This is a genomic window from Streptomyces sp. NBC_00726 (assembly GCF_045161735.1).
GTDB lineage: Bacteria > Actinomycetota > Actinomycetes > Streptomycetales > Streptomycetaceae > Streptomyces.
Genome location: NZ_CP108983.1, coordinates 3408339 through 3433682, shown reverse-complemented (window position 1 = coordinate 3433682; position 25344 = coordinate 3408339). Strand labels below are relative to the sequence as shown.

Annotated in this window: 27 protein-coding genes and 1 tRNA gene; 16 read left to right on the top strand and 12 right to left on the bottom strand. The window is 71.9% G+C overall.

The window, feature by feature from the left end; translation table 11 throughout:
• Nucleotides 1–55: 55 nt before the first annotated feature.
• The 8 genes from sbnA to OG338_RS15275 form a co-directional block, all read right to left on the bottom strand.
• Complete coding sequence (gene sbnA / locus OG338_RS15310) at nt 56–1069, bottom strand: 2,3-diaminopropionate biosynthesis protein SbnA (RefSeq protein WP_405937858.1); 1014 nt, start codon at nt 1067–1069, stop codon at nt 56–58.
• Entirely contained in the window at nt 1066–3360 is a 2295-nt protein-coding gene (locus OG338_RS15305; RefSeq protein WP_405937857.1) for a lantibiotic dehydratase, read from the bottom strand. The genes sbnA and OG338_RS15305 overlap by 4 nt, the downstream gene beginning before the upstream one ends.
• Nucleotides 3357–4577 (bottom strand): PLP-dependent aminotransferase family protein, encoded by a 1221-nt coding sequence (locus tag OG338_RS15300; RefSeq protein WP_405937856.1) that lies wholly within the window; start codon nt 4575–4577, stop codon nt 3357–3359. Before OG338_RS15300 ends, OG338_RS15305 begins: the two co-directional genes overlap by 4 nt.
• Nucleotides 4578–4582: 5 nt before the next feature.
• Nucleotides 4583–4837, bottom strand: coding sequence for an acyl carrier protein (locus OG338_RS15295; RefSeq protein ID WP_405937855.1), 255 nt, complete (start codon nt 4835–4837; stop codon nt 4583–4585).
• Nucleotides 4818–6344 (bottom strand): class I adenylate-forming enzyme family protein, encoded by a 1527-nt coding sequence (locus OG338_RS15290; RefSeq protein WP_405937854.1) that lies wholly within the window; start codon nt 6342–6344, stop codon nt 4818–4820. The genes OG338_RS15295 and OG338_RS15290 overlap by 20 nt, the downstream gene beginning before the upstream one ends.
• The gene (locus OG338_RS15285; protein ID WP_405937853.1) at nt 6331–7281 is read right to left on the bottom strand and encodes an ACP S-malonyltransferase; all 951 of its coding nucleotides are present in this window, start codon (nt 7279–7281) and stop codon (nt 6331–6333) included. The genes OG338_RS15290 and OG338_RS15285 overlap by 14 nt, the downstream gene beginning before the upstream one ends.
• A gap of 92 nt (nt 7282–7373) precedes the next feature.
• Entirely contained in the window at nt 7374–8165 is a 792-nt protein-coding gene (locus OG338_RS15280; protein ID WP_405937852.1) for an ABC transporter permease, read from the bottom strand.
• Complete coding sequence (locus tag OG338_RS15275) at nt 8162–9118, bottom strand: ATP-binding cassette domain-containing protein (RefSeq protein ID WP_405937851.1); 957 nt, start codon at nt 9116–9118, stop codon at nt 8162–8164. The genes OG338_RS15280 and OG338_RS15275 overlap by 4 nt, the downstream gene beginning before the upstream one ends.
• A gap of 292 nt (nt 9119–9410) precedes the next feature.
• Here OG338_RS15275 and OG338_RS15270 point away from each other — a divergent pair, with 292 nt between their 5' ends.
• On the top strand, nt 9411–10304 hold the full coding sequence (locus OG338_RS15270) for a phosphorothioated DNA-binding restriction endonuclease (RefSeq protein WP_405937850.1): 894 nt from the start codon (nt 9411–9413) through the stop codon (nt 10302–10304).
• Nucleotides 10305–10310: 6 nt separating this feature from the next.
• Here OG338_RS15270 and serS read toward each other — a convergent pair whose 3' ends face one another.
• On the bottom strand, nt 10311–11603 hold the full coding sequence (gene serS / locus OG338_RS15265) for a serine--tRNA ligase (RefSeq protein ID WP_405937849.1): 1293 nt from the start codon (nt 11601–11603) through the stop codon (nt 10311–10313).
• Nucleotides 11604–12072: 469 nt separating this feature from the next.
• Between serS and OG338_RS15260 the strand changes: the two genes are divergently transcribed.
• From OG338_RS15260 to OG338_RS15245, 4 genes are all read left to right on the top strand, one after another.
• On the top strand, nt 12073–14235 hold the full coding sequence (locus OG338_RS15260) for a TerD family protein (RefSeq protein ID WP_405940434.1): 2163 nt from the start codon (nt 12073–12075) through the stop codon (nt 14233–14235).
• 92 nt (nt 14236–14327) lie between these two features.
• Nucleotides 14328–14948, top strand: coding sequence for an HhH-GPD-type base excision DNA repair protein (locus OG338_RS15255; RefSeq protein ID WP_405937848.1), 621 nt, complete (start codon nt 14328–14330; stop codon nt 14946–14948).
• Between the two features lie 69 nt (nt 14949–15017).
• Nucleotides 15018–15314 (top strand): type II toxin-antitoxin system VapB family antitoxin, encoded by a 297-nt coding sequence (locus OG338_RS15250; protein ID WP_003955420.1) that lies wholly within the window; start codon nt 15018–15020, stop codon nt 15312–15314.
• A gap of 132 nt (nt 15315–15446) precedes the next feature.
• Nucleotides 15447–16043, top strand: coding sequence for a LytR C-terminal domain-containing protein (locus OG338_RS15245; RefSeq protein ID WP_405940433.1), 597 nt, complete (start codon nt 15447–15449; stop codon nt 16041–16043).
• 67 nt (nt 16044–16110) lie between these two features.
• Here the strand turns inward: OG338_RS15245 and upp are convergent, their stop codons facing one another.
• A complete protein-coding gene (upp, locus tag OG338_RS15240) occupies nt 16111–16746 on the bottom strand; it encodes a uracil phosphoribosyltransferase (protein WP_018101779.1) in 636 nt (211 codons plus the stop codon).
• A 116-nt stretch (nt 16747–16862) separates the two neighbouring features.
• Here upp and OG338_RS15235 point away from each other — a divergent pair, with 116 nt between their 5' ends.
• The 5 genes from OG338_RS15235 (at nt 16863) to OG338_RS15215 (ending at nt 19363) form a co-directional block, all read left to right on the top strand.
• Entirely contained in the window at nt 16863–17108 is a 246-nt protein-coding gene (locus OG338_RS15235) for a hypothetical protein (protein WP_405937847.1), read from the top strand.
• A 192-nt stretch (nt 17109–17300) separates the two neighbouring features.
• Entirely contained in the window at nt 17301–17852 is a 552-nt protein-coding gene (locus tag OG338_RS15230; RefSeq protein WP_405937846.1) for a hypothetical protein, read from the top strand.
• Nucleotides 17853–17862: 10 nt separating this feature from the next.
• Nucleotides 17863–18360, top strand: a complete 498-nt coding sequence (gene tadA / locus OG338_RS15225; protein ID WP_405937845.1) for a tRNA adenosine(34) deaminase TadA — start codon at nt 17863–17865, stop codon at nt 18358–18360.
• 77 nt (nt 18361–18437) lie between these two features.
• Nucleotides 18438–18525: transfer RNA gene (locus OG338_RS15220), tRNA-Ser, on the top strand.
• A gap of 175 nt (nt 18526–18700) precedes the next feature.
• The gene (locus OG338_RS15215; RefSeq protein WP_405940432.1) at nt 18701–19363 is read left to right on the top strand and encodes an rRNA methyltransferase; all 663 of its coding nucleotides are present in this window, start codon (nt 18701–18703) and stop codon (nt 19361–19363) included.
• A gap of 10 nt (nt 19364–19373) precedes the next feature.
• On the opposite strand, the gene OG338_RS15210 is transcribed toward OG338_RS15215, so the two are convergent.
• The gene (locus OG338_RS15210) at nt 19374–19868 is read right to left on the bottom strand and encodes a TrmH family RNA methyltransferase (RefSeq protein ID WP_405937844.1); all 495 of its coding nucleotides are present in this window, start codon (nt 19866–19868) and stop codon (nt 19374–19376) included.
• A gap of 99 nt (nt 19869–19967) precedes the next feature.
• On the opposite strand from OG338_RS15210, the gene OG338_RS15205 reads away from it, so the two are divergent.
• From OG338_RS15205 to OG338_RS15185, 5 genes are all read left to right on the top strand, one after another.
• Nucleotides 19968–21095, top strand: a complete 1128-nt coding sequence (locus tag OG338_RS15205; RefSeq protein WP_405937843.1) for a DUF371 domain-containing protein — start codon at nt 19968–19970, stop codon at nt 21093–21095.
• Between the two features lie 346 nt (nt 21096–21441).
• Nucleotides 21442–21606 (top strand): hypothetical protein, encoded by a 165-nt coding sequence (locus tag OG338_RS15200; RefSeq protein ID WP_405937842.1) that lies wholly within the window; start codon nt 21442–21444, stop codon nt 21604–21606.
• Nucleotides 21607–21615: 9 nt separating this feature from the next.
• Complete coding sequence (locus tag OG338_RS15195) at nt 21616–21909, top strand: Dabb family protein (RefSeq protein ID WP_405937841.1); 294 nt, start codon at nt 21616–21618, stop codon at nt 21907–21909.
• A 251-nt stretch (nt 21910–22160) separates the two neighbouring features.
• Nucleotides 22161–23048 (top strand): RNA polymerase sigma factor SigF, encoded by an 888-nt coding sequence (locus OG338_RS15190; RefSeq protein ID WP_405937840.1) that lies wholly within the window; start codon nt 22161–22163, stop codon nt 23046–23048.
• Nucleotides 23049–23282: 234 nt separating this feature from the next.
• Nucleotides 23283–24149, top strand: coding sequence for an RNA polymerase sigma factor SigF (locus OG338_RS15185; RefSeq protein WP_405937839.1), 867 nt, complete (start codon nt 23283–23285; stop codon nt 24147–24149).
• 192 nt (nt 24150–24341) lie between these two features.
• Here the strand turns inward: OG338_RS15185 and OG338_RS15180 are convergent, their stop codons facing one another.
• Nucleotides 24342–24557, bottom strand: coding sequence for a hypothetical protein (locus tag OG338_RS15180; RefSeq protein WP_405937838.1), 216 nt, complete (start codon nt 24555–24557; stop codon nt 24342–24344).
• A 249-nt stretch (nt 24558–24806) separates the two neighbouring features.
• On the opposite strand from OG338_RS15180, the gene OG338_RS15175 reads away from it, so the two are divergent.
• A complete protein-coding gene (locus tag OG338_RS15175; protein WP_405937837.1) occupies nt 24807–25328 on the top strand; it encodes a MarR family winged helix-turn-helix transcriptional regulator in 522 nt (173 codons plus the stop codon).
• The last annotated feature ends 16 nt before the right edge of the window (nt 25329–25344 follow it).

Genomic DNA, 25344 nt, shown 5'->3' with positions numbered 1-25344 from the left:
GATGGGCTGAGAAGACGGGTGTGATGGGACGCGTGGCGCGTCGTGGGCGGGACGGTCAGCCGAACCGGGACTCGACCCAGGAGTCGCTGTAGATCGTGTCGAGGTAGCGGTCGCCCCCGTCCGGGAGGATCGCGACGCAGGTGGCGCCCGGGGTGATCCAGGAGGCGGCGTCCAGCAGGGCGGACACCACGGCACCGGACGAACCGCCGGCCAGGATCGACTCCTTCGCCAGCAGGGCCCGGCAGCCGCGCACACAGTCCAGGTCGGTCACCTTCATCACCCGGTCCGCGAGACCGGGCCGCAGCAGCGCCGGGACCACCGCCGCGCCGTGCCCGGGGATGGTGCGGCGGTGCCCCAGCTCCCAGGACTCGGGCGGGCCGAAGATCACACTGCCGACCGCGTCCACCGCCACCACCTGGGTGGGCAGCCCCTCGGCGGCGATGTACTCGGCGCAGCCGCGCAGCGTGCCCGTGGTGCCGGCGGCCAGGAAGAGGTAGTCGGGGGCCTGGGCCAGCGCTTCGTGGATCTCGCGCATGGTGTGCTGGTGGGCGAGGGCGTTGTACTCGTTGCCGTACTGGTTGGGCCAGTAGGCGTCGGGCACGGTGCGCAGCAGTTCCCGCACCCGCCGGATGCGGGACGGCAGATACTCGCCGGTCTCCGGGTCACGGTCCACGATCTCGACCGTCGCCCCGTACGCCCGCATGATCGCGGTGTTCTGGGCGGTGGTGCGCGGGTCGGCCACGCAGATCAGGTCGAGCCGGTAGAAGTTGCAGAGCTGCGCCAGGGCGATGCCCAGGTTGCCGGACGAGGACTCCACGACCGTGGAGATGCCCGGTATCAGCGCACCGGTGGACAGGGCGTGTTCGATCATGGAGCGGGCGGCCCGGTCCTTGATGGAGCCGCCCGGGTTGAACCGTTCGCACTTGCCGTAGACCTGGAAGAGCCCGGGCGGGAAGAGGCGGTCGAGGGCGACCAGCGGGGTGGCGCCGATCGTCGCGATGATGTCCGGGTCGCGAGGCCGGGCCGCGGTGGCGGCGCGGGCCGTCGCGTCGGTGGGAGCCACGGTCATTCCGGTACCTTTCTGCTGATCTGCAGCCGGAGTTCACTGACGTAGCGCTCGCCCTCGGACCCCGTGAGCCAGGAGTCCCGCGGGTGCGGCAGCGGCTCGCTGAGGATTACGGTGGCGTCCTCGCCGAGGCGTCGGGTGCGGCGGACGAGGTTGGCGAAGGAGAGCACGAGGGTGGGACTGGTGAAGTCGACCAGGGACGGCTTCGTCTCCTGCGGGAACTTCACGAACGCCTGGTCGGGCAGCCCGCGTGCGCGCAGCCAGCGCCGTACGGCCAGGTAGTCGCCGGCCCGGTCGGGCTTGGCGGCGAGGGGGATCTCCCCGGCCGGCACCCGCCAGGTCTCCCGGAACAGGACGAGCCCGTCGAGGCTGACGCGCGGGGCGTGCGGCTGGTCGAGCCCGATCTTGAAGGCGTCGGCGGCGATGATCGACACCGGGACGGCGAGCAGTTCGGCCATGCTCCACTCGCGCCCGTCGGGCGTGGTGGCGACGACCTCCCCGTCCCGCTCGGCCAGGTTGACCGCGGCGGCCGGGTCGATCCGGGACCGGTCGTCGAACGGTGCCCGGGTGAACCCGATGAGCCGGTCGCCCTCACCGATGGGCGCGGGCACCATCCGGCCGCTGTTGCGCTTCCAGTCGACCGGGAGCAGCGGCACCAGGCGCGGTGCGCCGATCGCCGCGTTCACCTTGTCGCGCAGCGAGCCGGCGTCACTGGTCCAGTCGAGGAACGGCAGGTCGCAGGTGGCCAGGCAGGCGTGCAGCTCGCCGAGGACGACGGTCAGCTCCCCGTCCGCCTCCCGCACCACCTGGAGGTCGGGGCTGTGCAGGGCGAGATGGGGCGAGCGGACCGGGCCGGTGGCGAAGACCTCGCGGGCCCGCCGCTCGACGGCGTCCACCCGGAGCTCGACCGGCTCCGTGCCGGCCGGGTCGAGGACCTCGCGCCACTTGCGGGCGAGCTCCCTCGTGGCGGTGTGCACCGGCCGGGCGGCGTCGCCCCAGAACAGGCCGAGCACCTGGGGCCACACATCGGCGAGGGTGACGGGTGAGCGCCGTGCCGCGGCGGCCCGGACGAATCCGGCCACCTCCGCCTCGACCAGCTCCACAAGGCGGTTGCCGAACCAGTCCGCCGCGTCGGCCACCAGGGCGAGCGGCCGGGCGATCCCGTCCACGAAGCCGGTGCCGACCTCGACCCGGCAGTCGCGTACCGCGTCCTGGTAGCAGAGGGTGCGGCCCGCGTAAGCCTTGCCCTCGTCGCGGGACGCGTCGAGCCCGGTCGTACGTACGAAGTACGCGTCCAGCTCGTCGAGCCGGTCCGCGAGTTCGTCGGAGGTGGTGGCGGCGTCGATGGCTTCGCGGTGCCGGTCGAGCCCGGTCAGGACGGTCTCGAAGCGGACGAACAGCTCGGGGTCGGCGACGGCGGCGACCCGCCGTCGCAGAATCCGCTCGGCCCGCACGTCGACCGGGATGTTGGCGTCCCAGGTCAGCACGCGCTGCTTGAGCAGCCGGGTCAGGATCTTCTCGACGCGGGGCCGGGCGCCCTCGGGGTCCCAGCCGTCCTCGCGGACCAGGGCCTCGGTGATCGCCGCGCCGTTGCGCTCCCCGTCCGCGTGGCCGAGGACCTGCCGGTCCTCCGGGCGCAGCCGCGTCACCCGTCCGCCCGGCAGCAGCAGCCGGTCGCCGTCGAGGTGGACGTCGGGGCGCGGCAGCGGCGGGAACCACCAGCGGGCGCCGGGCTGGGCGACCATCCAGTCCGCGACGGCGGCCAGGGCCCAGCGTTCGAAGTACGTACGGCTGCGCGTGACGAGCCGTTCGCCGTGGTCCACCGCGAGGCCGTCGGGCGCCCGCCCGACGGACATCCAGGCGGCCGGGCCGAAGAAGCCGATGGTCTCGGCCTTGGCGCAGTAGCGCAGCCAGTACATGGCCAGGGTGCGCTCGCGCTGCTTGCGCTTGGACTCCTTGCCGGTGCCGGCGGCGAGCGCGTCGAGCACGCGGTAGACGGTGCGGTTCTGCCAGGCGATGGCCGTACGGACCTTCTCGTCGCGGGCGAGGGCGGCCAGCCGCCGCGTCTCGGCCGCGCTGTCGGCGAGGTAGGCGGCGGTGAAGGCGTCCTCGTCGCCCCGGTCGGCCGCGGCGGCGGCCGCGGGCCCGCCGAGCAGGTCGAGTCCGGAGGCGGGGAAGCCCGCGCTGCGCAGGAGTCCGACGCCCCACATGTGCCACTCGCTGTCGCCGAGGCGCCGGGACGGCCGGAAGTCGGCCCAGTCGTGCTCGCGCAGCGCTTCACGGGTGCTGGTCACGCGGCCCGCCTCCCGAGGTCCGCTTCGAGGTCCGCACCGGTGCCGGCCGGCGTGTCGCGCAGTGCCGCCGCGAGCCGGGTGACGCCCTCGGCGATGCGCTTGCGCGGGACGTTGCTGAAGCAGAGCCGCAGCCGGTCGCCGCACTCCCCGTCGAGCCCGAAGTGGCTGCCGGGGACGAAGGACACGCCCTGCGCGGCGGCCGCTTGGGCGAAGCGGCCGGTGTCGGCGCCGCCCTCGTGCCGCAGCCACAGATAGAAGCCGCCGTCCGGCCGCTCCCACCGCCAGGGGCCGTCGGTCCCCAGCTCCGCCTCCAGGGCGTCGGCCATCAGGCCGCACCGCTCCCGGTAGCGCTCGCGGTAGGCGTCGATCAGGCCGTCCCAGCCACCGCGGGCGTGGAACGCGGCGAGCGCGGCCTGGGCGAACGCCGACGGCGACAGCGCCATCACCTCGGTCGTACGGCGCAGCCGGTCCGCGACCGGCTCGGGCGCGGCGATCCAGCCGCAGCGCAGTCCGGGGGCGAAGACCTTGGAGAAGGTGCCGAGGTAGACGACGTTCTCCGGGTCGATGCCCTGGAGGACGGGGACCGTGCCGCCGTCGAAGCCGAGCAGCCCGTAGGGGTTGTCCTCGACGATCAGGAGGTCCAGTTCCCGGGCCGCCTCCGCCAGCCGGTGGCGGCGCTCGACGGACAGGGTGGCGCCGGTGGGGTTCTGGAAGGTCGGGTTGCAGTACAGCATCCGTACCCGCTGTCCGTCGGCCCGCAGCCGGGCCACGGTCTCCCGGAGCGCCACCGGGTCGAGCCCTTCGGCGTCCTCGGGGGCGCCGTGCAGCCGCAGTCCCGCCGTGCGGAAGGCGGTGGCCGCGCCCGGGTAGGCGGGGGTCTGGCACAGGACGGTCTCGCCCGGTGCGGCGAGGCCGAGGCCGAGGGCCAGCAGGCCCATCTGGGAGCCGGCGGTCGGCACCAGGTTCGCGGCCGCGGTGCTGCCGCCCTCACGGGCCATCAGGTCGGTGATGGCGGGGACGAGGGCCTTGGCCACGTGCGGGGTGCTGTACTGGAGCGCGATCCGGCCGCCGATCCGGGTCAGCCGGGCGAACTGTTCGGAGAGCTCCTTCAGGGGCAGCAGGTCCAGGTCCGGCAGGCCGCCGGCGAACGAGATCAGGTCGCCGCCCCGTTCGAAGAGCTGCGGCATCTCGGGCGAGGGTCTTACGTCGGTCCACATGGCGGTCAGCTCCCCGACAGCGCGTTCGCACCGCTCGCCAGCTGCTCGTGCACGAGCCCGAGCAGGCCGGCCGACGAGGTGAGCGAGAGGTCGGCGAGCGCGTCGGGGTCCAGCTCGATGTCGAACCTGTCCTCGACGGCCATCACCAGGGCGACGGTGTGCAGCGAGTCCACGCCGAGGTCCACGAGCGGCACTTCGGAGCTGCTGACCTGCACGGCGCAGATCTCTTCTACGAGCTGGTCAAACTGCGACTGGTCCATGGGAGCTCCCTGTGAGTGCGGCGGGGACGGTGGTGGAGGGTGCGGTGCCGGCCCCGGCCTGGAGCAGCAGGGCGACGGCCGCGCGGTCGGGCTTGCCGTTGGCGGTCAGCGGCACGGAGTCGATCGGGACGATCCCGTCGGGGCGACGGGCCGGGTCCAGCCGGTCCACGAGAGCCGCCCGGACCTCCTGCGGGTCGAGCTCGGTCTGTACGGCGAGCAGGAGCGGGGCGTCCTCATCGGCGGGGCGCGGTACGACGGCGGCGTACACGCCCGGTATGCGCTCGGCGGCGAGTTCGATCTCGGACAGGCCGATCCGCACCCCGCGCCGTTTGATCACGTCGTCGTCGCGGCCGACGAAGTACAGCAGCCCGTCGGCGTCGAACCGGCCCTGGTCACCGGTGCGCAGCTCCAGGGAGCCGTCGCCGAGGGGCACGTACCGGCTCTGCCGCTCCAGCGGGACGCCCCAGTAGCCGGCCATCACGGTCTCGCCCCGGACGACGATCTCGCCGGTCTCGCCCGGCGGCAGGTCCCGGCCGTCCGGGCCGGCGATCCGTACGTGCACACCGGGGATGGCGCGGCCCACCGAGTCGGGGTGCCGTTCGTAGAGCGCCGGGTCCAGGACCGAGATGCGCTTGCACTCGGTCATCCCGTACATCGAGGCGAACACGGAGTCCGGGAAGGCGTCGAGCAGTTCGCGCATCATCGCCGGGCTGGGCCGGGCGCCGGTGTTGGTGAACAGCCGGACCTTGGTGGAGCGGCGCAGCTTGCGCTGCAACAGGACGAGGATCTGGGCGAGCGAGGGGACCAGCGGGACGACGGTGACGCCATGGCGTTCGATCGCCCGGATCAGTCCGACGTCGCCGCCCCGGTTGGTGAGCACCAGGGCGGAGCCGGCCAGCGTGCACAGCAGGGCCTGGTAGAGGCCGTAGTCGAAGGAGAGCGGCAGCCGGCACAGCACCACGTCGTCGGCGCGGTAGCCGAGTCCGGCGTTGATGCCGCGCACCGCGGCGAGGATCTGCCGGTGCGGGCAGACGACGCCCTTGGGGCGGCCGGTGGTGCCGGAGGTGTAGATCAGCAGGGCGACCGCGTCGTCGGCGACCTCGGCCGCGGTGTGGTCCTCGGGCGTGTCCGCGATCTCCCGTGCGGCCTGTTCCGCCGCCACGGTCCGGCGGGCGGCGCCGCCCGCGGTGGGCGGGCAGATGGCGAGGGCGGCCGTGCAGTCCCGCACGATGTGGTCGATCTGGAGGTCGGTGAGCTCGGGGTGCACCGGCACGAACACCGCCCCGATGCGGAGCGTGGCCCACAGGAGGGCGAGCAGGGTGCGGTCGCCGCCGCCCGCGTAGACCACGCGGTCACCGGCGCCCACTCCCCGGCCGCGCAGCCAGCCGACGGCCCGGTCGGTCTCGGTGCCCAGCTCGGCGTAGGTCAGCGGACCCGTGGCGTCGACGAGGGCGAGGTGCCCGGGGCGCTCGGCGCGGGCGTGTGCGAACAGCTCAGACACCGGCATGGACGAGCTCCTCGTTCCAGGCGCCGGCGGCGCCGATCCGGGCGTGCGCCTTGTCCAGGTCGCGGGGGGTGGTGACGCAGACGACGGCCAGGTCGGGCAGCCGGCGCTTGAAGATGCCCGAGAGGGTGCGGGCGGGCGGCAGACAGACCGTCACCTCGGGTGCGATGCGGCCCAGGGACTCCATGCACAGGTCCCAGCGCACCGGCTTGACGACCTGTTCGACCAGGCGGCGGCGGATGTCGTCCGGTTCGCGGACGACCGAGCCGTCGGCGTTCGACAGGAGGGCCCCGGCCGGCCGTTGGAACGGCGTCCGCTCGGCCGCCTCGGCGACGGCCCGGCGCGCGGACTCCATGTACGGGGTGTGGAAGGCCCCGGCGACCTGGAGCGGCTTGACCGTGGCGGAGCGCGGCGGGGCGGCGGCGAGCCGTTCCAGGTCCGCCGTGGCCCCGGCCGCGACGATCTGGCCCGGACCGTTGAACGTGGCCGCGTACAGGCCCAGTTCGTTGATGCGTTCGAGTACGTCGGCCTCCTCGCCGCCGACCACGGCCGCCATCGAGGTGGGGACCTCGGCGCAGGCTTCGGCCATCGCCCGGCCTCGTACGGCGGCCAGCCGCACGGCGTCGGCGGGGGCGAGCGCTCCGGCGTACACCGCCGCGGTCAGCTCCCCGACCGAGTGCCCGGCGGCCACCAGCGGGCCGTCCGGCTCGCCCTTGGTGAGCGCCTCATGGGCGAGGAGCCCGGCGGCGACCAGCAGCGGCTGGGTGTTCTCGGTGCGGGCGATCTCCGCGGCCGGTGCCCTGCCGCCGAGGTGCACGAGGTCCACATCGGCGGCCTCGGACCAGGCGCGCAGCCGCTCGGCGTGTACCGGGTCGCGCAGCCAGCCGGCCAGCATGCCCGGGGTCTGGGAGCCCTGTCCCGGCGCAACGAATGCGTACATGAGTTCGAATCTCCTTTCGTAGAGCTGTCGTCGACCGGTGCGGGGGCCCGGTGTGTCGTGCCGTGCGGGAGGGGAAGGGAGGGGCGCGGGCCTCAGTTGCGGCCGGTGCTCTTGCGGAAGCGGCGTACGGCCATGAAGGAGAAGGCCGCGAACCAGGCGACGGTGTTGACCACCGCCATCGTGAGGCTGGAGTGCTCACCGCTGAACGAGTAGCCCTCGGTCAGGCTGTAGCGGGCGAGCGTGGAGACGCCGAACATCGGCGTGTAGCGGGAGATCTCCAGCATGGTGCCGGAGAGCGGGATGAAGAGGTTGCCGAGGAAGGCGAGCGCGGTCATGGTCAGCCCCGGCATGTGCATCACCGTCTCGGGCTTCAGCGCGAGCCCCAGCGTGATGCCGAGAGCGGCGAAGACCGCCGCGCCGAGCCATGCCACCAGCAGGGACGACACCCACACCGTGGCCGTGGCCTCGACTCCGGTGAACACACCGAGCACACCCACGACGGCCACCGGAACCGCCGCCATGATCACGGAGGACAGCACCTTGACGAAGAGATAGCCGGGGGGCGCGAGCGGGCTGAGCGCCATGGTGCGCATCCAGCCGGACGCCTTCTCCACGGAGATGGTGGCCGCGGAGCTGACCGCCGCGGTCGCCGCTCCGTACACGGCGATTCCGGTCATCATCCAGGCCGCGAAGTTGCCGTGCGGGAGGGTGGCGCCGTCGGGTTCGGTACGGAAGAGCGCCAGGTAGAGGACGGCCGGCAGCAGCAGCGTGAAGATCGTGGTCTGCCGGTTGAAGCGGCGCCGCAGTTCGTAGCCGATGAAGACCGTGTTGACGCCGCTGAACGGCGAGGTCCGCACCTCATGGGTGGCCGAGGCGGAGTTCATCGGGTGCCCCCTTCGGTACGGCTGTGGTGGGTGAGGGTCATGAACGCCTCTTCGAGACTGCGCGGGGTGACCTCGATGTCGGTGGCGGACGTCTCCCCGATCAGCAGGCGCAGCAGCGCGTCGGAGTCGTCGGTGTCGAAGTGGTACCGCCCGCCGCGCGGTTCGTACGCGCGGACCAGCGGGGACTGCGCGAGCGCGGCCGCGCCCCGCTCGTCGATCCGCGCCGACACGGTGCGCCCGCTGAGCGCGGACCGCACGTCGGACACCGGTCCGTCGACGACCACACGGCCGCTGTCGATCATCACCACCCGGTCGGCGAACCGGTCCGCCTCCTCCATGTAGTGGGTGGCGAACATGACCGTCATGCCGTGCTCCGTGTCCTCGCGCACCGTGGCCCAGAAGTCCCGCCGGGCGACGACGTCCATGCCGGCCGTCGGCTCGTCCAGGACCAGCAGCTCGGGCCCGGAGAGCAGGGCCAGCGCGAACCGCAGCCGCTGCTGCTCGCCGCCGGAGCACTCCGCGACGCGGCGGCGGCGCAGCTGGTCGAGCCCGGCCCGGGACAGCACCGCGTCGACGTCGGCGCCGGGGTGCAGCGAGCCCAGCATCCGTACGGTGGCCTCGACGCTCAGGTCGGGCAGCAGCCCGCCCGTCTGGAGCACCGCCGCGACCTGCCCGGAGCGCACCGCCTGCCGCGGCTCGCGTCCGAACAACCGCACCGAGCCCTCGTCGGGCCGGGTCAGCCCGAGCAGCATGTCGATGGTGGTCGTCTTGCCTGCGCCGTTCGGTCCGAGGAAGGCCACGATCTCACCCCGCCGGATGCGCAGGTCGATGCCGTCGACGGCGGTGAACCGCTCTCCCTTGGAATCGGTGAACCGCTTCACGACGGAGCTGAGCCTTACGGCATCCGAGGACGTCACCTCCTCGGGCACCGGGCGCGGTTGGGTTTGGATCATCTTCGAGTCCTCACGATCTGGGCGGGGGCGGCCTGGCAGAGCCCACTCTCCCGAAGCCCTCTATCCGCCCCTGCCCGCCGCTCTATCCGGCCGCTATCGGGAGCCGGAGGCGCCGGATAGCGAGGGCCGAAAACGGGCCAACCGGTGTGGTCCGCCGGGCTGTCCGGGAGTGCGTACGCCTCCGATCGGGGCCGCGTGTTCCAGGCACAGCGCGATTGAGGAAGCGCCGGGAACAGCCGGGCAGCCGTGTGCCATGATCGGCCGAACCCTCACGAGGAGAGCCGGCTGACGGATGGACTGGCTGGAACGGACCGCGACCCTGCGGCAGTGGACCCGGAGCGGGGTGCGGGCGCCGCACAAGCCGTTGTTGGTGTTGTACGCGCTTGCGCGGTTTCAGCGGGATGCCGCGGGGGAACTGCGGTACAGCTCCGTGGAGGCGGACCTGAAGCGGCTGCTGGACGAGTACGGGCCGGGGCGCCCGACGACGCCCGCGTATCCGTTCCACCATCTCGTGAGCGACGGGGTGTGGGAGGTGCGCACCGATCACGGGGCGGGGAGTCCCGGCACCGGCGTACGGGAGTTGCGGGCGACGGGGGCGACCGGGCGGCTGGTGCCGGAGTTGCGGGACGCGTTGCGGCGGGAGCCGTCGTTGCTCGGGCGGATGGCGCGGGTACTGCTCGACCTCAACTTCCCGCCCTCCCTGCACGAGGAGTTGTGCGAGGCGGTCGGGCTGGAGCTCCAGCCGGCCGAGACCGCGCAGGCGCTGCCGGCCGCGCGGCGGGGGCGGGATCCGCGGATGCGGGAGCAGGTGCTGACGGCGTACGAGTACCGGTGCGCGTTCTGCGGGTACGACGGGCGCATCGGCGCCGTGCCCGTCGGGCTTGAGGCCGCCCATGTGCGGTGGTGGGCGTTCGACGGGCCGGACGTGGTCGAGAACGGGCTCTGCCTCTGCTCCCTGCACCACAAGCTGTTCGACAAGGGTGTCCTCGGCCTCGGCGCCGACGACCGCATCCTCGTCTCGCAGAGCTTCGTCGGCCACAGCGCGGCGGCCGGCGCGCACGTCATCGCGCTCGCCGGCCGCCCGCTCATCGGACCGCAGTCCGCCGCCGCCCCGGTCGCCCCGGACCACCGCGACTGGCACACGCGCGAGGTGTTCCACGGCGTGCCGCGCGCGGCGGCCGGCTGAGGCGCCCTACGCCTCCGGCGTCCCGTCCGCCGCGATCCGGCGGAAGCCGAGGTACGGGGCCAGGACCTCCGGCAGGACGAGGGAGCCGTCCTCCTGCTGGCACTGTTCGAGGAGCGCGGCCAGGGTGCGGCCGATGGGCAGGCCGGAGCCGTTGAGGGTGGCGACGAGCTTGGGCTTGCCGTTCTCGTCGCGGGTGCGGATATGGGCACGACGAGCCTGGAACGTACCGAAGTGGGAGACCGAGGAGATCTCGCGGTACGTGTTCTGGCTCGGAATCCAGACCTCGATGTCGTACGTGAGCTGCGCCGAGAACCCCGTGTCGCCGGCGGCGAGCATGACGACGCGGTAGGCGAGGCCGAGCTCCTTCAGGCACGCCTCGGCGTGGCCGACCATCCGCTCCAGCTCCGCGTCGGCCTCCGCCGGGTCGACGATGCGGACCATCTCGACCTTCGAGAACTGGTGCTGCCGGATCAGCCCCCGGGTGTCCCGGCCGTACGAACCCGCCTCGGACCGGAAGCACGGGGTTTGGGCGGTCAGGGCGAGGGGAAGCTCGGCGGGCGGGATGATCTCGTCCGCGTACAGGTTGGTCAGCGGGACCTCGGCCGTCGGGATGAGGAACAGCTCCCGCTCGGCCACCCCCGTCTTGAACAGGTCCTCCTCGAACTTCGGGAGCTGCCCGGTGCCGGTCATGGTCTTACGGGTGACCAGATACGGGACCGCGTGCTCGACGTAGCCGTGGCGGCGGGTGTGCAGATCGAGGAAGAGGGTCGCCAGGGCGCGTTCCAGGGCCGCGCCCGCGCCGCGCGTGACCGCGAAACGGGAGCCCGAGAGCTTGGTCGCCCGGGCGAAGTCGAGGATGCCCGTCGCCTCGCCGAGGTCGACGTGGTCCTTCGGCTCGAAGGAGAACACCGGCGGCGTGCCCACCCGCCTGACCTCGACCGCGTCCGCGTCGCTGTCGCCGTCCGGGGCCTCGTCGGCCGGGAGGTTGGGGATGCTCAGGAGGAGGTCGTTCAGCTGCTCCTGGACCTGCTCCTGGTCCGCGTCGATGTTCCGGATCTCGTCCTTCAGCTCGCGGGCCCGCTCCTTCAGCTTGGTGATGTCACCGCCCTGACGCGCCGTCTGCTGGACCTCGCTCGCCACCCGCTTGGACTCCGCGCGCAGCTCGTCGGCCGAGCGGATGTTCTGGACCCGCCGGGACTGGAGATCCTCCAGCGCGGGCAGGTCCAGCGTGTAACCGCGACGAGCGAGCCGGCGTACCGCTTCGGCACCCATGTCGATCAGAGCGCGGGCATCATGCATGAGGAAGATCCTTCTCGTCCGGCGAACGGGTCGGTGCGTTGTCGCACCGACGGTAGCAATCAGCGCGCCCCGTACGACCCGCAATATCGGCAGGCCGCCTCACCGGCTCCGCGCGGACCGCAATCGGACTTCACGGTTCCTTCACGAGTGGTCCATACGGGCGATACGGTTCTCCCGTGTGCGGCGAGTTGCGCTGTGTCACGGAACAACCTGCTGCCGTCGCCAGGGCGCGACCCGACGCGGCCGCGCGTCTGGGCCGAACGAAAGGCTCTAGGGCCTGTCGTCAAACTGGCGTCGTCCGCCCGGAGGGCGGGCCGGGCGGCGTCAGGTGCGTGCTCTCGGCGTGCCGGCCCCAGACCTCTGTACTGGATGTACTGGGGTCTGGGGCCGGTGCGGCGAGAGTGCGTGCATGGCGTCGCCCGGCAGACGGCAGTTTGACGACAGGCTCTAGGGGGACTGCATGCGTGAGATGACCAAGGGTGCCAACGTCGGGCTGGCGGACCTCAGCGAGGATGCCGGCACGGTCATCGCGAGCCTGAGCTGGAGCAGCGCCGCGGGGGACGGTGACGCGGACGTGTCCGTGCTTCTGCTGGACGCGGGCGGAAAGGTCCGCGGCGACGCCGACTTCTTCTACTACAACAACCCCTCCGCGGCCGACGGCAGCGTGCAGCTGCTGGGCAAGACGCCGACGGACGGCGGCAGCGAGGACCGCATCAGCCTCGACCTGACCGCCGTCCCCGAAGACGTCGAGCGCCTGGTCGTCGCCGCCAGCCGGTACGGCGGCTCCCGCTTCGGCGACCTGGACGACCTGCGGATGACCGTCGCCGACCGCTCCGGCGAGGTGCTGCTCGGGTTCTCGATCGGCGACGCGTCCGTGGAGAGCGCCTTCATCTTCGGCGAGCTGTACCGACGCGGTACGGAGTGGAAGTACCGGGCCATCGGCCAGGGTTACGAGACCGGGCTCGCCGGCCTCGCCACCGACTTCGGCATCGATGTGGACGACGAGGGGGAGAACGAGGCGGCGGAGGTCGCGGACGAGGCGGTGGAGGTCGCGGACGAGGCGTCGGAGGTCGCGGACGAGGCGTCGGACGGGGCCGCGGAAGAGGCCGCGGAAAGGGTTACGGACCCCGGTGACGGGGAAGGCGCCGCGCCCGCCGTCGAGTCCGCCGGAGCCGCCCAGCCGCTCCCCGCCGTTCCCGCGCAGCCGGGCCCGCAAACCGCGACGGCCGAGCAGCCGGCCGCAGCCGCACCCGCCCCCGCCCCCAAGCGCCCCCGTGCCCGTACGGCGAAGAAGAAGGTGACCCTGCCCGCCGTCGCCACGAAGTCGCTCGCCGAGAACGACTCCTGGCGGGCCGCACGCCTCTTCCCCGCATCGAACCTCAAGAGCGACAAGGAGCGCGAGGTCCGGGCGACCTCCGTACTGCTGTCCGTGATGGCGCAGGTCCCGGAGTTCGGGCGCCGGCTGACCGCCGCCTTCGGGGCCCCCGCAGGGCGTATGCAGACCTTCACCGAGGTCTCCCTCCCACACGGCGAGACCCCGAAACGTCCCGACGGGGTGATCCGGGTCGAGCGGGCGGGGAAGCTGTGGACCGCGCTCGTGGAGACGAAGACCAACGGGAACGCGCTGAGGTCGGAGCAGGTCCAGAACTACATGGACATCGCCGCCCGCCGCGGCTACGAGGCGGTGATCACGCTCTCCAACGACGTGGCGCTGGAGGGCAGCCCGCTGGTCGAGGTCAAGACGGACGGGCGGCGCAAGCACAAGGTGGCCCTGTGGCACCTGTCGTGGGCGGAGGTGGCGCACCAGGCCCAGATGCTCATCCGGCACGAGGGCGTGGGCAACGCCGCCCACGCATGGCTCCTCCAGGAGCTGCTGCACTACCTCCAGCACGAGAACTCCGGCTGCCACGGCTTCCAGAACATGGGCCCCTCCTGGGTGCCCGTGCGCAACGGCATCGACGAGGAGACGCTCAGCCAGGGCGACCCGCGCGCCGTGGAGGTCGTGGAGAGCTGGGAACGGCTCATCCGCCAGGTCTGCCTGCGGATCGGCGGCGAGCTGGGGCAGAAGGCCCTGCCCGTCCAGCGCACCCAGCGCGGCACCACCGCCCTCTCGCGCCGCGCGGCACACGCCGACCGGCTCTGCGAGGAGGGGCGGCTCGCCGCCGAACTGCGGGTGGAAGGATCGCCCGGCACCATCACGATCGTCGCCGACCTGCGGACCGGGAAGCTGCGCACCTCGGTGGAGATCCCGGTGCCCGAGGGGGCCTACCCGCTGACGTCGGCCAAGCGCCTGATGCGGCAGCTCGCCGAGGCGCCCGCCGATCTGCACGTCGAAACGCTGGTGGAGGGACAGAACGGCCCGCGCGGCACCCTGGAACGCCTCCGTCCGGAGCCGGGCGACGTGCTTCCCCGCGACGGCGGCCGGATCACGGGATTCCGGCTCTCCCTCTTCAAGAGCATGGGCGCCACCCGGGGCAACGCCGAGACCGGGTTCATCCGCAGCGTCGACAACGCCGTGGACCGCTTTCACTCGCACGTGATCGCCCATCTCGCGCAGGCCGAGCGCCGCACCCGCCGCACGCCGGCCCCGGAGCCGGGAAGCGCCCCGGTTCCGGCGCCCGCGGGCGCCTGAGCGGCCCCCGCTGACCGGCAAACGGCTGCAAACCGTCCGGTCGGCGGTGGTTGTGCTGGCCGTCGCCCCCGGCGCTCGTCATGATGCCGCCCATGACCAAGAGCGACGATGGCCGAGACATCACCCTCCGGATCGCCCAGGAGCCGGCGGCGGACGAGCTTCTCGCACGCAGTCCGCTCGCCGCCCTGGTGGGCATGCTGCTCGACCAGCAGGTGCCCATGGAGTGGGCCTTCGCCGGCCCGCACACCCTGGCGCAGCGCATGGGCAAGGACGATCTGGACGCCCATGAGATCGCCTCGTACGACCCGGAGGCGTTCACCGGACTGTTCACCGCCAAACCCGCGCTGCACCGCTATCCGGGCTCGATGGCGAAGCGGGTGCAGCAGCTCTGCCAGTTCCTGGTGGCGCAGTACGACGGTGAGGCAGCCGCCGTTTGGAGCGACGCCGCGACCGGGGCGGAGCTGCGCCGGCGGCTCAACGCCCTGCCCGGGTTCGGCACGCAGAAGGCACAGATCTTCCTCGCGCTCCTCGGCAAGCAGTTCGGGGTCAGGCCGCCGGGCTGGCGGGAGGCGGCGGGGGCGTACGGCGAGGAGGGCTCGCACCGGTCCGTCGCGGACATCACCGGCCCCGAGTCACTGGCCGAGGTACGCGCGTACAAGCAGGAGGCGAAGCAGGCCGCGAAGGCCGCGAAAGCCGCGGCGAAGGGCAAGTGAGCCCTCTTGTGCGCGGCGTGGTGGCCATCGTGGCTGCGCCCGGTGGCTCTTGACCGGTAGGCTTTCCGTGTGATCTTCAAGCGCATCGGAAATGGGCGGCCTTATCCCGACCACGGCCGGGAAAGCACCCGGCAGTGGGCGGACGTCGCGCCGCGCCCGGTCCGCCTCGACCAGCTCGTCACCACCAAGGGCCAGCTGGACCTCGAAACCCTGCTCGCCGAGGACTCCACGTTCTACGGCGACCTGTTCGCGCACGTCGTGAAGTGGCAGGGCGACCTCTATCTGGAGGACGGGCTGCACCGCGCGGTCCGTGCCGCGCTCCAGCAGCGCCAGGTGCTGCACGCCCGCGTGCTCGAACTCGGCTGACGCCCCGGGGCCCGTACGGGGGTTCGTTCGGGTGTTTTCCCACCCGGACGGGTGCGATCCGTTGATCATTTAGTAGGCATCATCACCAGGTCGCACTACGCTGCGCCCATGAGCATGCTCACTCCCCCCGGCATGGGCGGAAAGTACCGCATCACGGGTGACAAGTACCCCCGCATGCGACGCCCCCGCCGCCGCAGCAGAATGATCTTCGCGACCATCGCCTCCGTGGTCGCCCTCGGGCTGGCCGGATGGGGCACGCTCCAGCTCATCGATGTCTTCACCGGCGGCGACAAGACGGCCAGTGCCGCCGACCGGAACGAGCGCTGCCCGTCCCCGCAGGCGTCGAAACCCGCGAAGGTGCTGCCGCAGCCCGCGAAGATCACGGTCAACGTCTACAACGCGACCACGCGCGGCGGTCTCGCCAAGGCGGCCGCCGACGAGCTGAAGAAGCGCGGGTTCAAGATCGGCGAGGTGGGGAACGCCACCGCCGCGTACGACAAGAAGGTGCCGGGTACGGGCATCCTGCTCGGCGCCCCGGCCGCCGCCGACGGCACCTTCCCGGTGCTGGGCGCCCAGCTGCCCGGGGCCACGACGAAGACCGACGCCCGCAAGAACGCGGAGGTCGATCTGATCATCGGAAAGAAGTTCACGGCGTTCAGCAAGCCGCAGACGGCCGCCGCCGCGCTGTCCGCGCTGACGAAGCCCTCCCCGGCGCCCTCCTCCTGCTGACTGCCGGGGAAGGCGCCGGGCGGGGCGTTCGCGCGGTGGGCGCCCGGTCGGGTGCCCAGTCGGGCGTCTAGTCGACGGTGCCGTACATGCGGTCGCCCGCGTCGCCGAGGCCCGGCACGATGTAGCCGTTCTCGTTGAGCCGCTCGTCGACCGAGGCGGTGACCACGGTGACCGGCGTCCCGGCGAGCTCGCGCTCCATGACCTCGACGCCCTCGGGGGCGGCGAGGAGCACGACCGCGGTGACGTCGTCGGCGCCGCGCCTGATCAGCTCCTGGATGGCCGCGACGAGCGTGCCGCCGGTGGCCAGCATCGGGTCGAGCACATAGACCTGGCGGCCCGAGAGGTCGTCGGGCATCCGGCTCGCGTACGTGGACGCCTTGAGCGTCTCCTCGTCGCGGATCATGCCCAGGAAGCCCACCTCGGCGGTCGGCAGCAGCCGGACCATGCCGTCCAGCATGCCGAGACCGGCCCGCAGGATCGGGACGACCAGGGGGCGGGGGTACGACAGCTTCACTCCGGTGGTGGGTGTCACCGGGGTCTCGATGTCGACCTGTTCGGTGCGCACATCGCGGGTGGCCTCGTACGCGAGCAGGGTCACCAGCTCGTCGGCGAGGCGCCGGAAGGTCGGGGAGTCGGTGCGCTTGTCGCGCAGGGTGGTGAGTTTGTGCGCGACCAGCGGGTGGTCGACGACGTGGATCCGCATGACTCCCAGCGTAGCCGCGCCTCCCGCACCCGTGCGCTGGCATCATCCACACGTTCGGGGGGAAGGTGGTGGCATACGGACCCAGCGACGCAGCCAGCCTTGGGGGTGAAGAGCCGATGGCCGACGGGGCACAGAGCGCCGAGGACCCCCGGAACGCGCGGACTCCCCGGAGCACACCGGACACCCCCGGCGCACCGGACACCCCCGACACTCCTGAGACCGACGCACAGCGCCGGCGGCGGCGCGCCCAGTTCCTCCGCGAGCTCCACGAGGCGAAGGCGCTGCGCGACCGGGTCCAGCCGCGGCGGGTCAAAGCCGCCCGAATGCGCCAGGCCATGCGGATGCGCACGTTCCGCTGGTAGCCCCTCCGACCTGCGGAAAAGCCGCTGGTGACGGTGGTGGAGAGAACTGGTGGCCGACTCAACCGCCGAACTGCTCTCGCGGAGCGCCGGTATCTGTCACGATGCCGAATGGGCGGGACGCAGGGCAGCCGGAGCACCGGCTGTTCCCCGCCCGGACCGGCCCTTGGCCCCGAGACCAGAGGGAGAGTCACGGTGTACTTCGCCGCACTGCTCGCGCGCACCGAAGACGGGTGGGAAGCGAGCGACACGGAGCTCGATGATGTGGAGACCCTGTCCGACCTGACGGATCTGGCCCGTGACGCCTCGGTTGACGAGGACACGGTGCTCGTGTTCATCGAGCAGGAGGACGCCTGGTTCGGCGTCGTCCGGGTGGACGGTGAGGAGGACCCCCGGATCTACGTCTCGGACGCCTCCGCCGCCGCCCGCTCCTCGTACGGGGAGATCCTGCTCACCGACGAACTGCTCGGCCGCGAACCAGGCGCCGAGGACACGATCGCCGCCCTGGAGGAGCTCGTCGGCCTCGACGGCACCGAGGACGGCGAGCCCGAGACCGCATCCAACGACGACGACGGTGACGACGAAGGGCCCTCCGCGGGCGTCGTCCCGGCCGGCCCGATCGGCGACTCCGGGGTCCTGTCCGACCTCGGGCTCCCCGAGGCCGAGCTGCTGATGCTGCGGACGGACGCCCTGGCCGAGATCGCGGACGCCCTCGGGGCGGCCGAGGTGCTGGAGACCGTCCGCTAGGGTCCCGCGGGTGAGCGAAGCATCCCGTCCGCACGACCCGGACCTGCCCGATCCCGTACGGGACCCGTGGCGGGCGGTGATGCGCCGCGCCCTGGCCGAGGCCGGCCGTGCGGCGGCGACCGGTGACGTACCGGTCGGCGCCGTCGTCCTCGGCCCGGACGGCGCCCCGCTGGCCACCGGGCACAACGAACGCGAGGCGACCGGCGACCCGACCGCGCACGCCGAGGTCCTGGCGCTGCGCCGGGCCGCCGCCGCACTCGGCGAGTGGCGCCTGTCCGGCTGCACCCTGGTGGTCACCCTGGAGCCCTGCACGATGTGCGCGGGCGCCCTGGTGCAGGCCCGGGTGGACCGGGTGGTCTACGGCGCCCGGGACGAGAAGGCCGGGGCCGCCGGCTCGCTCTGGGACGTCGTACGCGACCGCCGCCTCAACCACCGCCCCGAGGTGGTCGCCGGGGTCCTGGAGGCCGAGTGCGCGGCCCCGCTGACGGCCTTCTTCCGGGACCGCTGACCTGGCCCGGCCGGGGCGCGTGGCGTCGCCCCGTAACGGATTTCGGCGTACGGCCAACATGGTCTAAGCTCTCTCTCGGTAGCGTGTCCGAGCGGCCGAAGGAGCTCGCCTCGAAAGCGAGTGTGGGGAAACTCACCGAGGGTTCAAATCCCTCCGCTACCGCCAGCGAGAACCGCCCCCGAACCGTGTGAACGGATCGGGGGCGGTTTTACGTGTGCCCGCCTCCGGTGCCGGTTGGTCACCGGGCCCCGTGCTGGGGGATCATGCCGGGGGCGGCGGGACGCCCGCCGGGACCGGCCGCCGCCGTCCGGACAGCCGAGAGAAGAAAGCACTGGCCGTGATGCAGATCGTGCGGGGCAAGAAGCTCGAAAAGGCCGCCGAGGGTGAATTCGAGCGGCTGGTCCAGGAGAGTTCCCGGGTCGTCGTCGATGTCGGTACGGGGGACGCCCGGGCGTCCTATCGCATCGCCAAGGAGAATCCGGACTGGCTGGTCGTGGGCGTGGACCCGGCGTGGCAGCGGATGACACAGACGAGCATTCGCAGCCGCCGCAAACCCGCCAAGGGCGGCGTACCCAATCTGCTGCTCGTGAACGCGGCGATCGAGAATGCCCCGGAGGAGCTTCGGGGGGCCGCCGATGAATTGCTGGTCCTGATGCCGTGGGGGAAACTGCTCCACGGTCTCGTACGCGGCGACGAGGACATCTGGAGCGGTCTTCGTACCGTCGCCAGGCCGAATGCGCCGCTCACGGCGACGGTCGGCACCAGCATTTGGCGGGAGCCCGTGCCGCGGGACATCCAGGGACTTCCGGAGCTGACCCCTCCGTACGTCGAAGAGGTGCTCACCGGAAAGGCGCTCGCGGCCGGCTGGAAGGTCACCGGTTTCCAGCTCACGAAGGCCGAGGAGGCCGCTGCCGTCTCCTCGTCGTGGGCGCGCCGGCTGGACTCGGACAGCACCGAGGTCATCGCGACCCTGACAGCGGTCACGGCCGGACCGGAGGAGTGAGCCGGCCGGGTCAGCCGGTCGGGAACTGCCGGCAGTACTCGTACATGGCCATGGCGCCGGCGGTGGCGACGTTGTAGCTGTGCGGGGAGCCCCAGACCGGGATTTCCACGCATTCGTCCACGCACGCCAGCTCGTCCTCCTTGAGGCCGGTCCGCTCGTTTCCGAGGACGATGACCGACTTACGGGGGAAGCTGATCTCGTGCAGGCTCTTCGAATTCGTGGCCTGTTCGAGCGCGATGACGGTGTAACCGTCCTCGCGCATCTTCTTCAGCACCGGCGGAAGGCTCCGGCGCATTTCGATCTCGACGTTGTCGGCACCGTCGCGCGCGATCTTCGGGTCGAGTTTCACATTGCCGCAGGCGATGATCCGCTCGACTCCGCAGCACCCCGCCGTGCGCACCACGCTGGACAGATTCACACGGCTGCGAAACGCCGAGCACGCGATGACGAGCTCGCGGTTACGGAGCAGGGGGGTGCCCGGCTTATGGCGGAGGTGTTCGAACATGCCGGGAAGTCTACTGGGCCCCCGCCGGCCCGCTCCGCGCCCGCGGACGCGGACTACGATGACCGGTCCGGACAACGCACCTAGGCCCTGGAGAAGGCAATGAAGATCCACGCCCGGGGCCACGGACACGTCCGCGCGACCCATGCGAAGACCCTGGAGTTCACCGGCGAGCGGGAGATCACGCCCCGGGCGACCTGCGTCGTCGGGGTGGCCGCCGCCTTCGACCAGGAGGGTCTGGCCCTCCTGCGCGGCCCCGTCGCCGTCCGCCTCGCGGCCGGGCCGCACGTCGCGACCGGCACCGCCGTGGTCAACCCGCACCACGAGGTGACCGACCGCCTGGTCCTCCGCCGCAGCGACCACGCCTCACCGGACACCTTCGCCTTCCGCAGCACCCTGGTGGCGAGCGACCTCGACCCGGACTTCGTGGCGGCGCTGGGCGACCCGGCGACCGAGGTGACCCTGACGCTCACCGAGACCGGGCCGCGCCGGCCGCTGGTCCTCGTCCACCGCCGCGGCCTGCCGGAGCCGGAGGGGCGCCCGGGGCTGCTGTGGCGCGCGGCGGACGCCTCGGTGGACCTGGACGCGGCGCGCGTCCCGGACGAGGCGCGCGCGGCCCTCGCGGACGGCGGGGTGATCGCCGCGTCCGTCTCCGGCCCGCTGGACGGCGTCTCGCAGGCGGCCGGGGCGTGGCTGGCCGATGCGGCCGGTCAGGGGGCCCGGTTCGAGGTGACGGGCGACGCGACCGGGACCGTACCGGCGCTGCTCGCGGCGGGCCTGCCGGTCGCGCCGGCGGTCCACCTGGGCCGGACCGACCGCCGGGCGCTCGCGGCCGGGCCGCAGACGGAGCTGGTGCGGACGGCACCGGCCCCCGTGGTGTTCCGGGCACCCGCCGCCGATCTCGCCGTGCTCGCCGAGGTGCTGGCCGGGTCCGCCGGGGACCGCCGGATCGCCGTGCCGGACGGGCCCGCCGATCTCGGGCACGGGGTGTCGTGGCTGCAGCTCTCCGAGGCGGTGGAGGCCGGCGGGGGCGAGGAGGAGGGTGTGTATGTCCTGGCGCCGCCGGAGCGCGCCGCCTGGAACGTGGACCTGCGGCCCCTGGTCCCGCTGCTGGTGGAGCAGGGGGTCACCGCGCGCACCCTGAGCACGGTGCTCCGGCCGTTCGGGATCAGCCGGCGGGAGCTGTACGACGCGTTGGGCGATGCGCAGGGCTCGCGCGAGAAGAAGTAGAGAGAGGAAGGGGGAAGCGGCATCGGGGGGATGTGCCGCTTCCCCCGGTCACGGGGCCTGCCGCTCCTTGCCGCGGTCGGGGGAGGCCACGGCATGGGTCCCCGGCAGGGCTCCCGTTCCCGGCCCCCCGGAGTCCGGGGGGCTCATCTTCCATCCTGCCTCGCCGGGACCCCCGCGCGGGCAGACCAAGGGCCCCGATGCGCGGGACGTTGGTCCCCTGGCCGTCGGAGCCACGGACTCGGCACGTGACGGAAACGGCCGACGAATCCGCGCAGGTGTGTGGATAGACTCGCCCGACCGCACAGGGGATCGAAACCGCAGGGGATCGAAGGGGAGTCAGGGGCCGATGGTGCAAGCGAAGAAGATAGCTCTCTACGTGATTGTCGTCTTCGTGCTCTACACGATCATCAACTCCCCCGCCCGGGCCGCGGACCTGGTGCAAGTAGGGTTCGAGGGCATCGCGGACGCCGCGCAGGCCGTCGGCGACTTCATGTCCGAGCTCGTCAACTAGGGGTACCGCGTGATCCGCCATCTGGTCCTGTTCAAGCTGAACGACGGCGTCGAGCGGGACGACCCGAGGGTCGTCTCGGGTGCGGAGGCGTTCCGGGCGCTGGAGGGGACCATCCCGGAGCTGGAGTTCTGGGAGTGCGCCTGGAACATCACCGACCGGCCGATCGCGTACGACTTCGCCATCAACTCGGCGGTCGCGGACGAGGCCGCGCTGAAGCGTTACATCGAGCACCCCGACCATCAGGCGGCCGCCGGTCAGTGGCGTGAATTCGCCACCTGGGTGATCGCCGACTACCCGTTCTGACGCCTTCGGCCCTGCGAGCCCCTCACCGCGACGGTGAGGGGCTTTTCTTTGTCCCAGGACCCGATGGACGCCCGGCACACGTTTTAAACCCGGGCAAGGTCAACACGGCGCTATGGGGTGCTTGCACATAGTGGTCATGTCTTGTGATGCTATGACCGCTTTGAGGGACGAAATGACCGAAGTTGACCGCAAGCCGTAGTTGTTGACCGCGAAGGGGTGGCGTCATCGTGCCGGCCAGTACAGCGCCTCAAGTGCCTCCCCAGGTCCACCAGACGGCACCGGCCGTCCCGCCCGCCGGGCCGCCCGCCCCGCCGCCGGGCCAGGTGCAGACGACGGTCCACGAGACCCCCGACGAGACGGCCGCCCCCGCCAGGTCCCGGACCGCCGACACCAGGGCGCTCACCCAGGTGCTCTTCGGGCAGCTGAAGAACCTGGAACCGGGCACCGCGGAGCACGACCGGGTGCGCACCGCGCTGATCGAGGCCAACCTCCCGCTGGTGCGGTACGCCGCCGCGCGGTTCCGCAGCCGGAACGAGCCGATGGAGGACGTCGTCCAGGTCGGCACCATCGGGCTGATCAACGCGATCGACCGCTTCGACCCCGAACGCGGCGTGCAGTTCCCGACGTTCGCGATGCCCACCGTGGTCGGCGAGATCAAGCGGTACTTCCGGGACAACGTACGCACCGTCCACGTCCCCCGCCGGCTGCACGAGCTCTGGGTGCAGGTCACCGGCGCCACCGAGGACCTGACGACCGCACACGGCCGCTCCCCCACCACCGCGGAGATCGCCGAGCGGCTGAAGATCTCCGAGGACGAGGTGCTGGCCTGCATCGAGGCCGGCCGCTCGTACCACGCGACCTCGCTGGAGGCCGCCCAGGAGGGCGACGGGCTCCCCGGCCTCCTCGACCGGCTCGGCTACGAGGACCCGGCCCTCGCCGGTGTCGAGCACCGCGACCTGGTCCGGCACCTCCTCGTACAACTGCCCGAGCGGGAGCAGCGGATTCTGCTGCTGCGGTACTACAGCAACCTGACGCAGTCCCAGATCAGCGCCGAGCTGGGGGTCTCTCAGATGCATGTGTCAAGGCTCCTGGCCCGGAGTTTCGCCAGACTCCGATCCGCAAACAGGATCGAGGCGTAACCGAAACGGGTAGACCGTTCCCGGAGCTTTTCCCCGGGTCCAAAAGCCCCACACCCCTTGTTAACTGCGCAGACTCACCCCAGACTTGTCGACAAGTCACTACAGCGTGTTGCCGACATGTGACATTCTGCGGGAAGTGAGTTTGCCGCAGCCCCACCTCCGGTATTCAGGTGGAGGCTGCGTTCCTCCGATGGTCGTGGCCACCGCGACCGTCCGCGACCTCAAGGGGGTGGCATGTCCGAAGAACAGGGCAGCTCGAAGGTGCTCACGCTCGAAAAGAGCGAGCCGGCACCCGTTGCGCTCACCAGCTCGCCGGAAGCCATCGACACCCGCACGCTCTCCCGCTCCCTGTTCCTGCGGCTCGCCGCGCTGGGTCCCGCTCCGGGCCCCGGTGGGACCGACAGCCCGGAGCGCGCCTATGTGCGGGACACACTCATCGAGCTCAACCTGCCCCTCGTGCGGTACGCCGCGGCGCGGTTCCGGAGCCGTAACGAACCGATGGAGGACATCGTCCAGGTCGGCACGATCGGCCTGATCAAGGCGATCGACCGCTTCGACTGCGAACGGGGCGTGGAGTTCCCGACGTTCGCGATGCCGACCGTCGTGGGCGAGATCAAGCGCTTCTTCCGCGACACCTCGTGGTCGGTGCGGGTGCCGCGCCGGCTCCAGGAGCTCCGGCTCGCCCTCACCCGGACCAGCGACGAGCTCGCGCAGAAGCTGGACCGCTCGCCGACCGTGCCGGAGCTGGCCCGGGCGCTCGGGGTCTCCGAGGAGGAGGTGGTCGACGGTCTGGCCGTGGGCAACGCCTACACCGCCTCGTCGCTGGACTCGCCCGCCCCCGAGGACGACGGCGGCGAGGGCTCGCTGGCCGACCGGCTGGGCTACGAGGACACGGCGCTGGAAGGCGTCGAGTACCGCGAATCGCTCAAGCCGCTGCTGGCCAAGCTCCCGGCGCGCGAGCGCCAGATCATCATGCTGCGGTTCTTCGCCAACATGACCCAGTCGCAGATCGGCGAGGAGGTGGGCATCTCGCAGATGCACGTCTCCCGTCTGCTGACGCGTACGCTCGCCCAGCTCAGGGAAGGGCTCATCGCGGACTGAGTCCGGACCCGCCTCACCACCGGCCGCCGGGGCCTCCCCGGCGGCCGGTGCGCGTTCCCATGGCGCGGCGGCCGCAAACCGAAGCGCCGCCCCCTCGCGGATCGGCGAGGAAGCGGCGCGAAGAACGGCGCGGAGATCAGCGCGAGGAAGCGGCGCGAAGACGGATGCGGGTCGGAGCGCGTAACGGGTCGGTCAGCCGAGCGCGAGCCAGGCGACCGCGCCGAGCACGATAACCACCGCGACGATTCCGGCGATCAGTCCGGTCCGCGGACCGGAGGAGACGGCGGCGGGCTGCTGCGCGCGCTGCGGCTCGCCGCCCTCGTCGACGAAGGCGCGGAACATCTGGGTGCTGCCGGCCGGGTCGTAGGAGCCCTCGGGACCCTGCGGTGCGTGGGGATTGTGTGCCATGTCGCAGGACCCTAGCGAACTCGGGCGAACGGCCCAACCCCCGGGCGCCGCCCACCGATCCACCACCGGTGTGGCGCGTACCACACCGCCCCCTCCAATACCGCAGACACTGCGGGTTTGACCAGGACCCGGCGCAGCCTTTTGCGTTCCTTTACTCCAGCAAGCCCCTTTTCGTTTGCCTGTAGCAACCAATGGCTTCTATGGTTGCCCTAAGCAACAAGATGACCGGTGAGATTGTCTGGGGGTCCCGTGGCCGCACGGAGTCAGTACGAAGAACTGGCCCGGCAGCTGAGTGCCATCGGGGCCGTGAAGCGCGGTCTCGCCCGCATCCTGCCCGCCGAATGCCCCGGTGGCTCCGCCGCCGTGCTGACTCTGCTGAGCCGGCACGGGGAGATGCGGATCAGCCGGCTGGCCGAGCTCCTCGCGGTCGACATGTCGGTGACCAGCCGGCACGTCGCCCACGTGGCGGAACGGGGCTGGATCGAACGGTTCCCGGACCCGGCGGACAAGCGCTCCCGCATCCTGCGGCTGACCCCCGCGGGACAGGAGGTGCTGGAGGACCTCTACCGCCGGTCGACCGAGATGTTCGCCTGCCATCTTCAGGATTGGTCCGACGACGAGGTCGGGCAGCTCAACACGTTGCTGGCCCGGCTGCGCGACAGCTTCTCCTGCCGCGGCACCGGAGGGTGCGCCTCCGGAAAGCACAGCGGCGACTGCCGCCCGCGCCGGGCCGACAGCCATGACGGCTCGTACACCCGTACACCCGCGTAACAGAAGCGAAAGACAA

Coding starts and splice junctions, on each gene's coding strand:
- sbnA (WP_405937858.1), bottom strand. CDS start 1,069: ATGACCGTGGCTCCCACCGACGCGACGGCCCGCGCCGCCACCGCGGCC.
- OG338_RS15300 (WP_405937856.1), bottom strand. CDS start 4,577: ATGTGGACCGACGTAAGACCCTCGCCCGAGATGCCGCAGCTCTTCGAA.
- OG338_RS15295 (WP_405937855.1), bottom strand. CDS start 4,837: ATGGACCAGTCGCAGTTTGACCAGCTCGTAGAAGAGATCTGCGCCGTG.
- OG338_RS15290 (WP_405937854.1), bottom strand. CDS start 6,344: ATGCCGGTGTCTGAGCTGTTCGCACACGCCCGCGCCGAGCGCCCCGGG.
- OG338_RS15285 (WP_405937853.1), bottom strand. CDS start 7,281: ATGTACGCATTCGTTGCGCCGGGACAGGGCTCCCAGACCCCGGGCATG.
- OG338_RS15280 (WP_405937852.1), bottom strand. CDS start 8,165: ATGAACTCCGCCTCGGCCACCCATGAGGTGCGGACCTCGCCGTTCAGC.
- OG338_RS15275 (WP_405937851.1), bottom strand. CDS start 9,118: ATGATCCAAACCCAACCGCGCCCGGTGCCCGAGGAGGTGACGTCCTCG.
- OG338_RS15270 (WP_405937850.1), top strand. CDS start 9,411: ATGGACTGGCTGGAACGGACCGCGACCCTGCGGCAGTGGACCCGGAGC.
- serS (WP_405937849.1), bottom strand. CDS start 11,603: ATGCATGATGCCCGCGCTCTGATCGACATGGGTGCCGAAGCGGTACGC.
- OG338_RS15260 (WP_405940434.1), top strand. CDS start 12,073: ATGACCAAGGGTGCCAACGTCGGGCTGGCGGACCTCAGCGAGGATGCC.
- OG338_RS15255 (WP_405937848.1), top strand. CDS start 14,328: ATGACCAAGAGCGACGATGGCCGAGACATCACCCTCCGGATCGCCCAG.
- OG338_RS15245 (WP_405940433.1), top strand. CDS start 15,447: ATGGGCGGAAAGTACCGCATCACGGGTGACAAGTACCCCCGCATGCGA.
- upp (WP_018101779.1), bottom strand. CDS start 16,746: ATGCGGATCCACGTCGTCGACCACCCGCTGGTCGCGCACAAACTCACC.
- OG338_RS15235 (WP_405937847.1), top strand. CDS start 16,863: ATGGCCGACGGGGCACAGAGCGCCGAGGACCCCCGGAACGCGCGGACT.
- OG338_RS15215 (WP_405940432.1), top strand. CDS start 18,701: ATGCAGATCGTGCGGGGCAAGAAGCTCGAAAAGGCCGCCGAGGGTGAA.
- OG338_RS15210 (WP_405937844.1), bottom strand. CDS start 19,868: ATGTTCGAACACCTCCGCCATAAGCCGGGCACCCCCCTGCTCCGTAAC.
- OG338_RS15205 (WP_405937843.1), top strand. CDS start 19,968: ATGAAGATCCACGCCCGGGGCCACGGACACGTCCGCGCGACCCATGCG.
- OG338_RS15200 (WP_405937842.1), top strand. CDS start 21,442: ATGGTGCAAGCGAAGAAGATAGCTCTCTACGTGATTGTCGTCTTCGTG.
- OG338_RS15185 (WP_405937839.1), top strand. CDS start 23,283: ATGTCCGAAGAACAGGGCAGCTCGAAGGTGCTCACGCTCGAAAAGAGC.
- OG338_RS15180 (WP_405937838.1), bottom strand. CDS start 24,557: ATGGCACACAATCCCCACGCACCGCAGGGTCCCGAGGGCTCCTACGAC.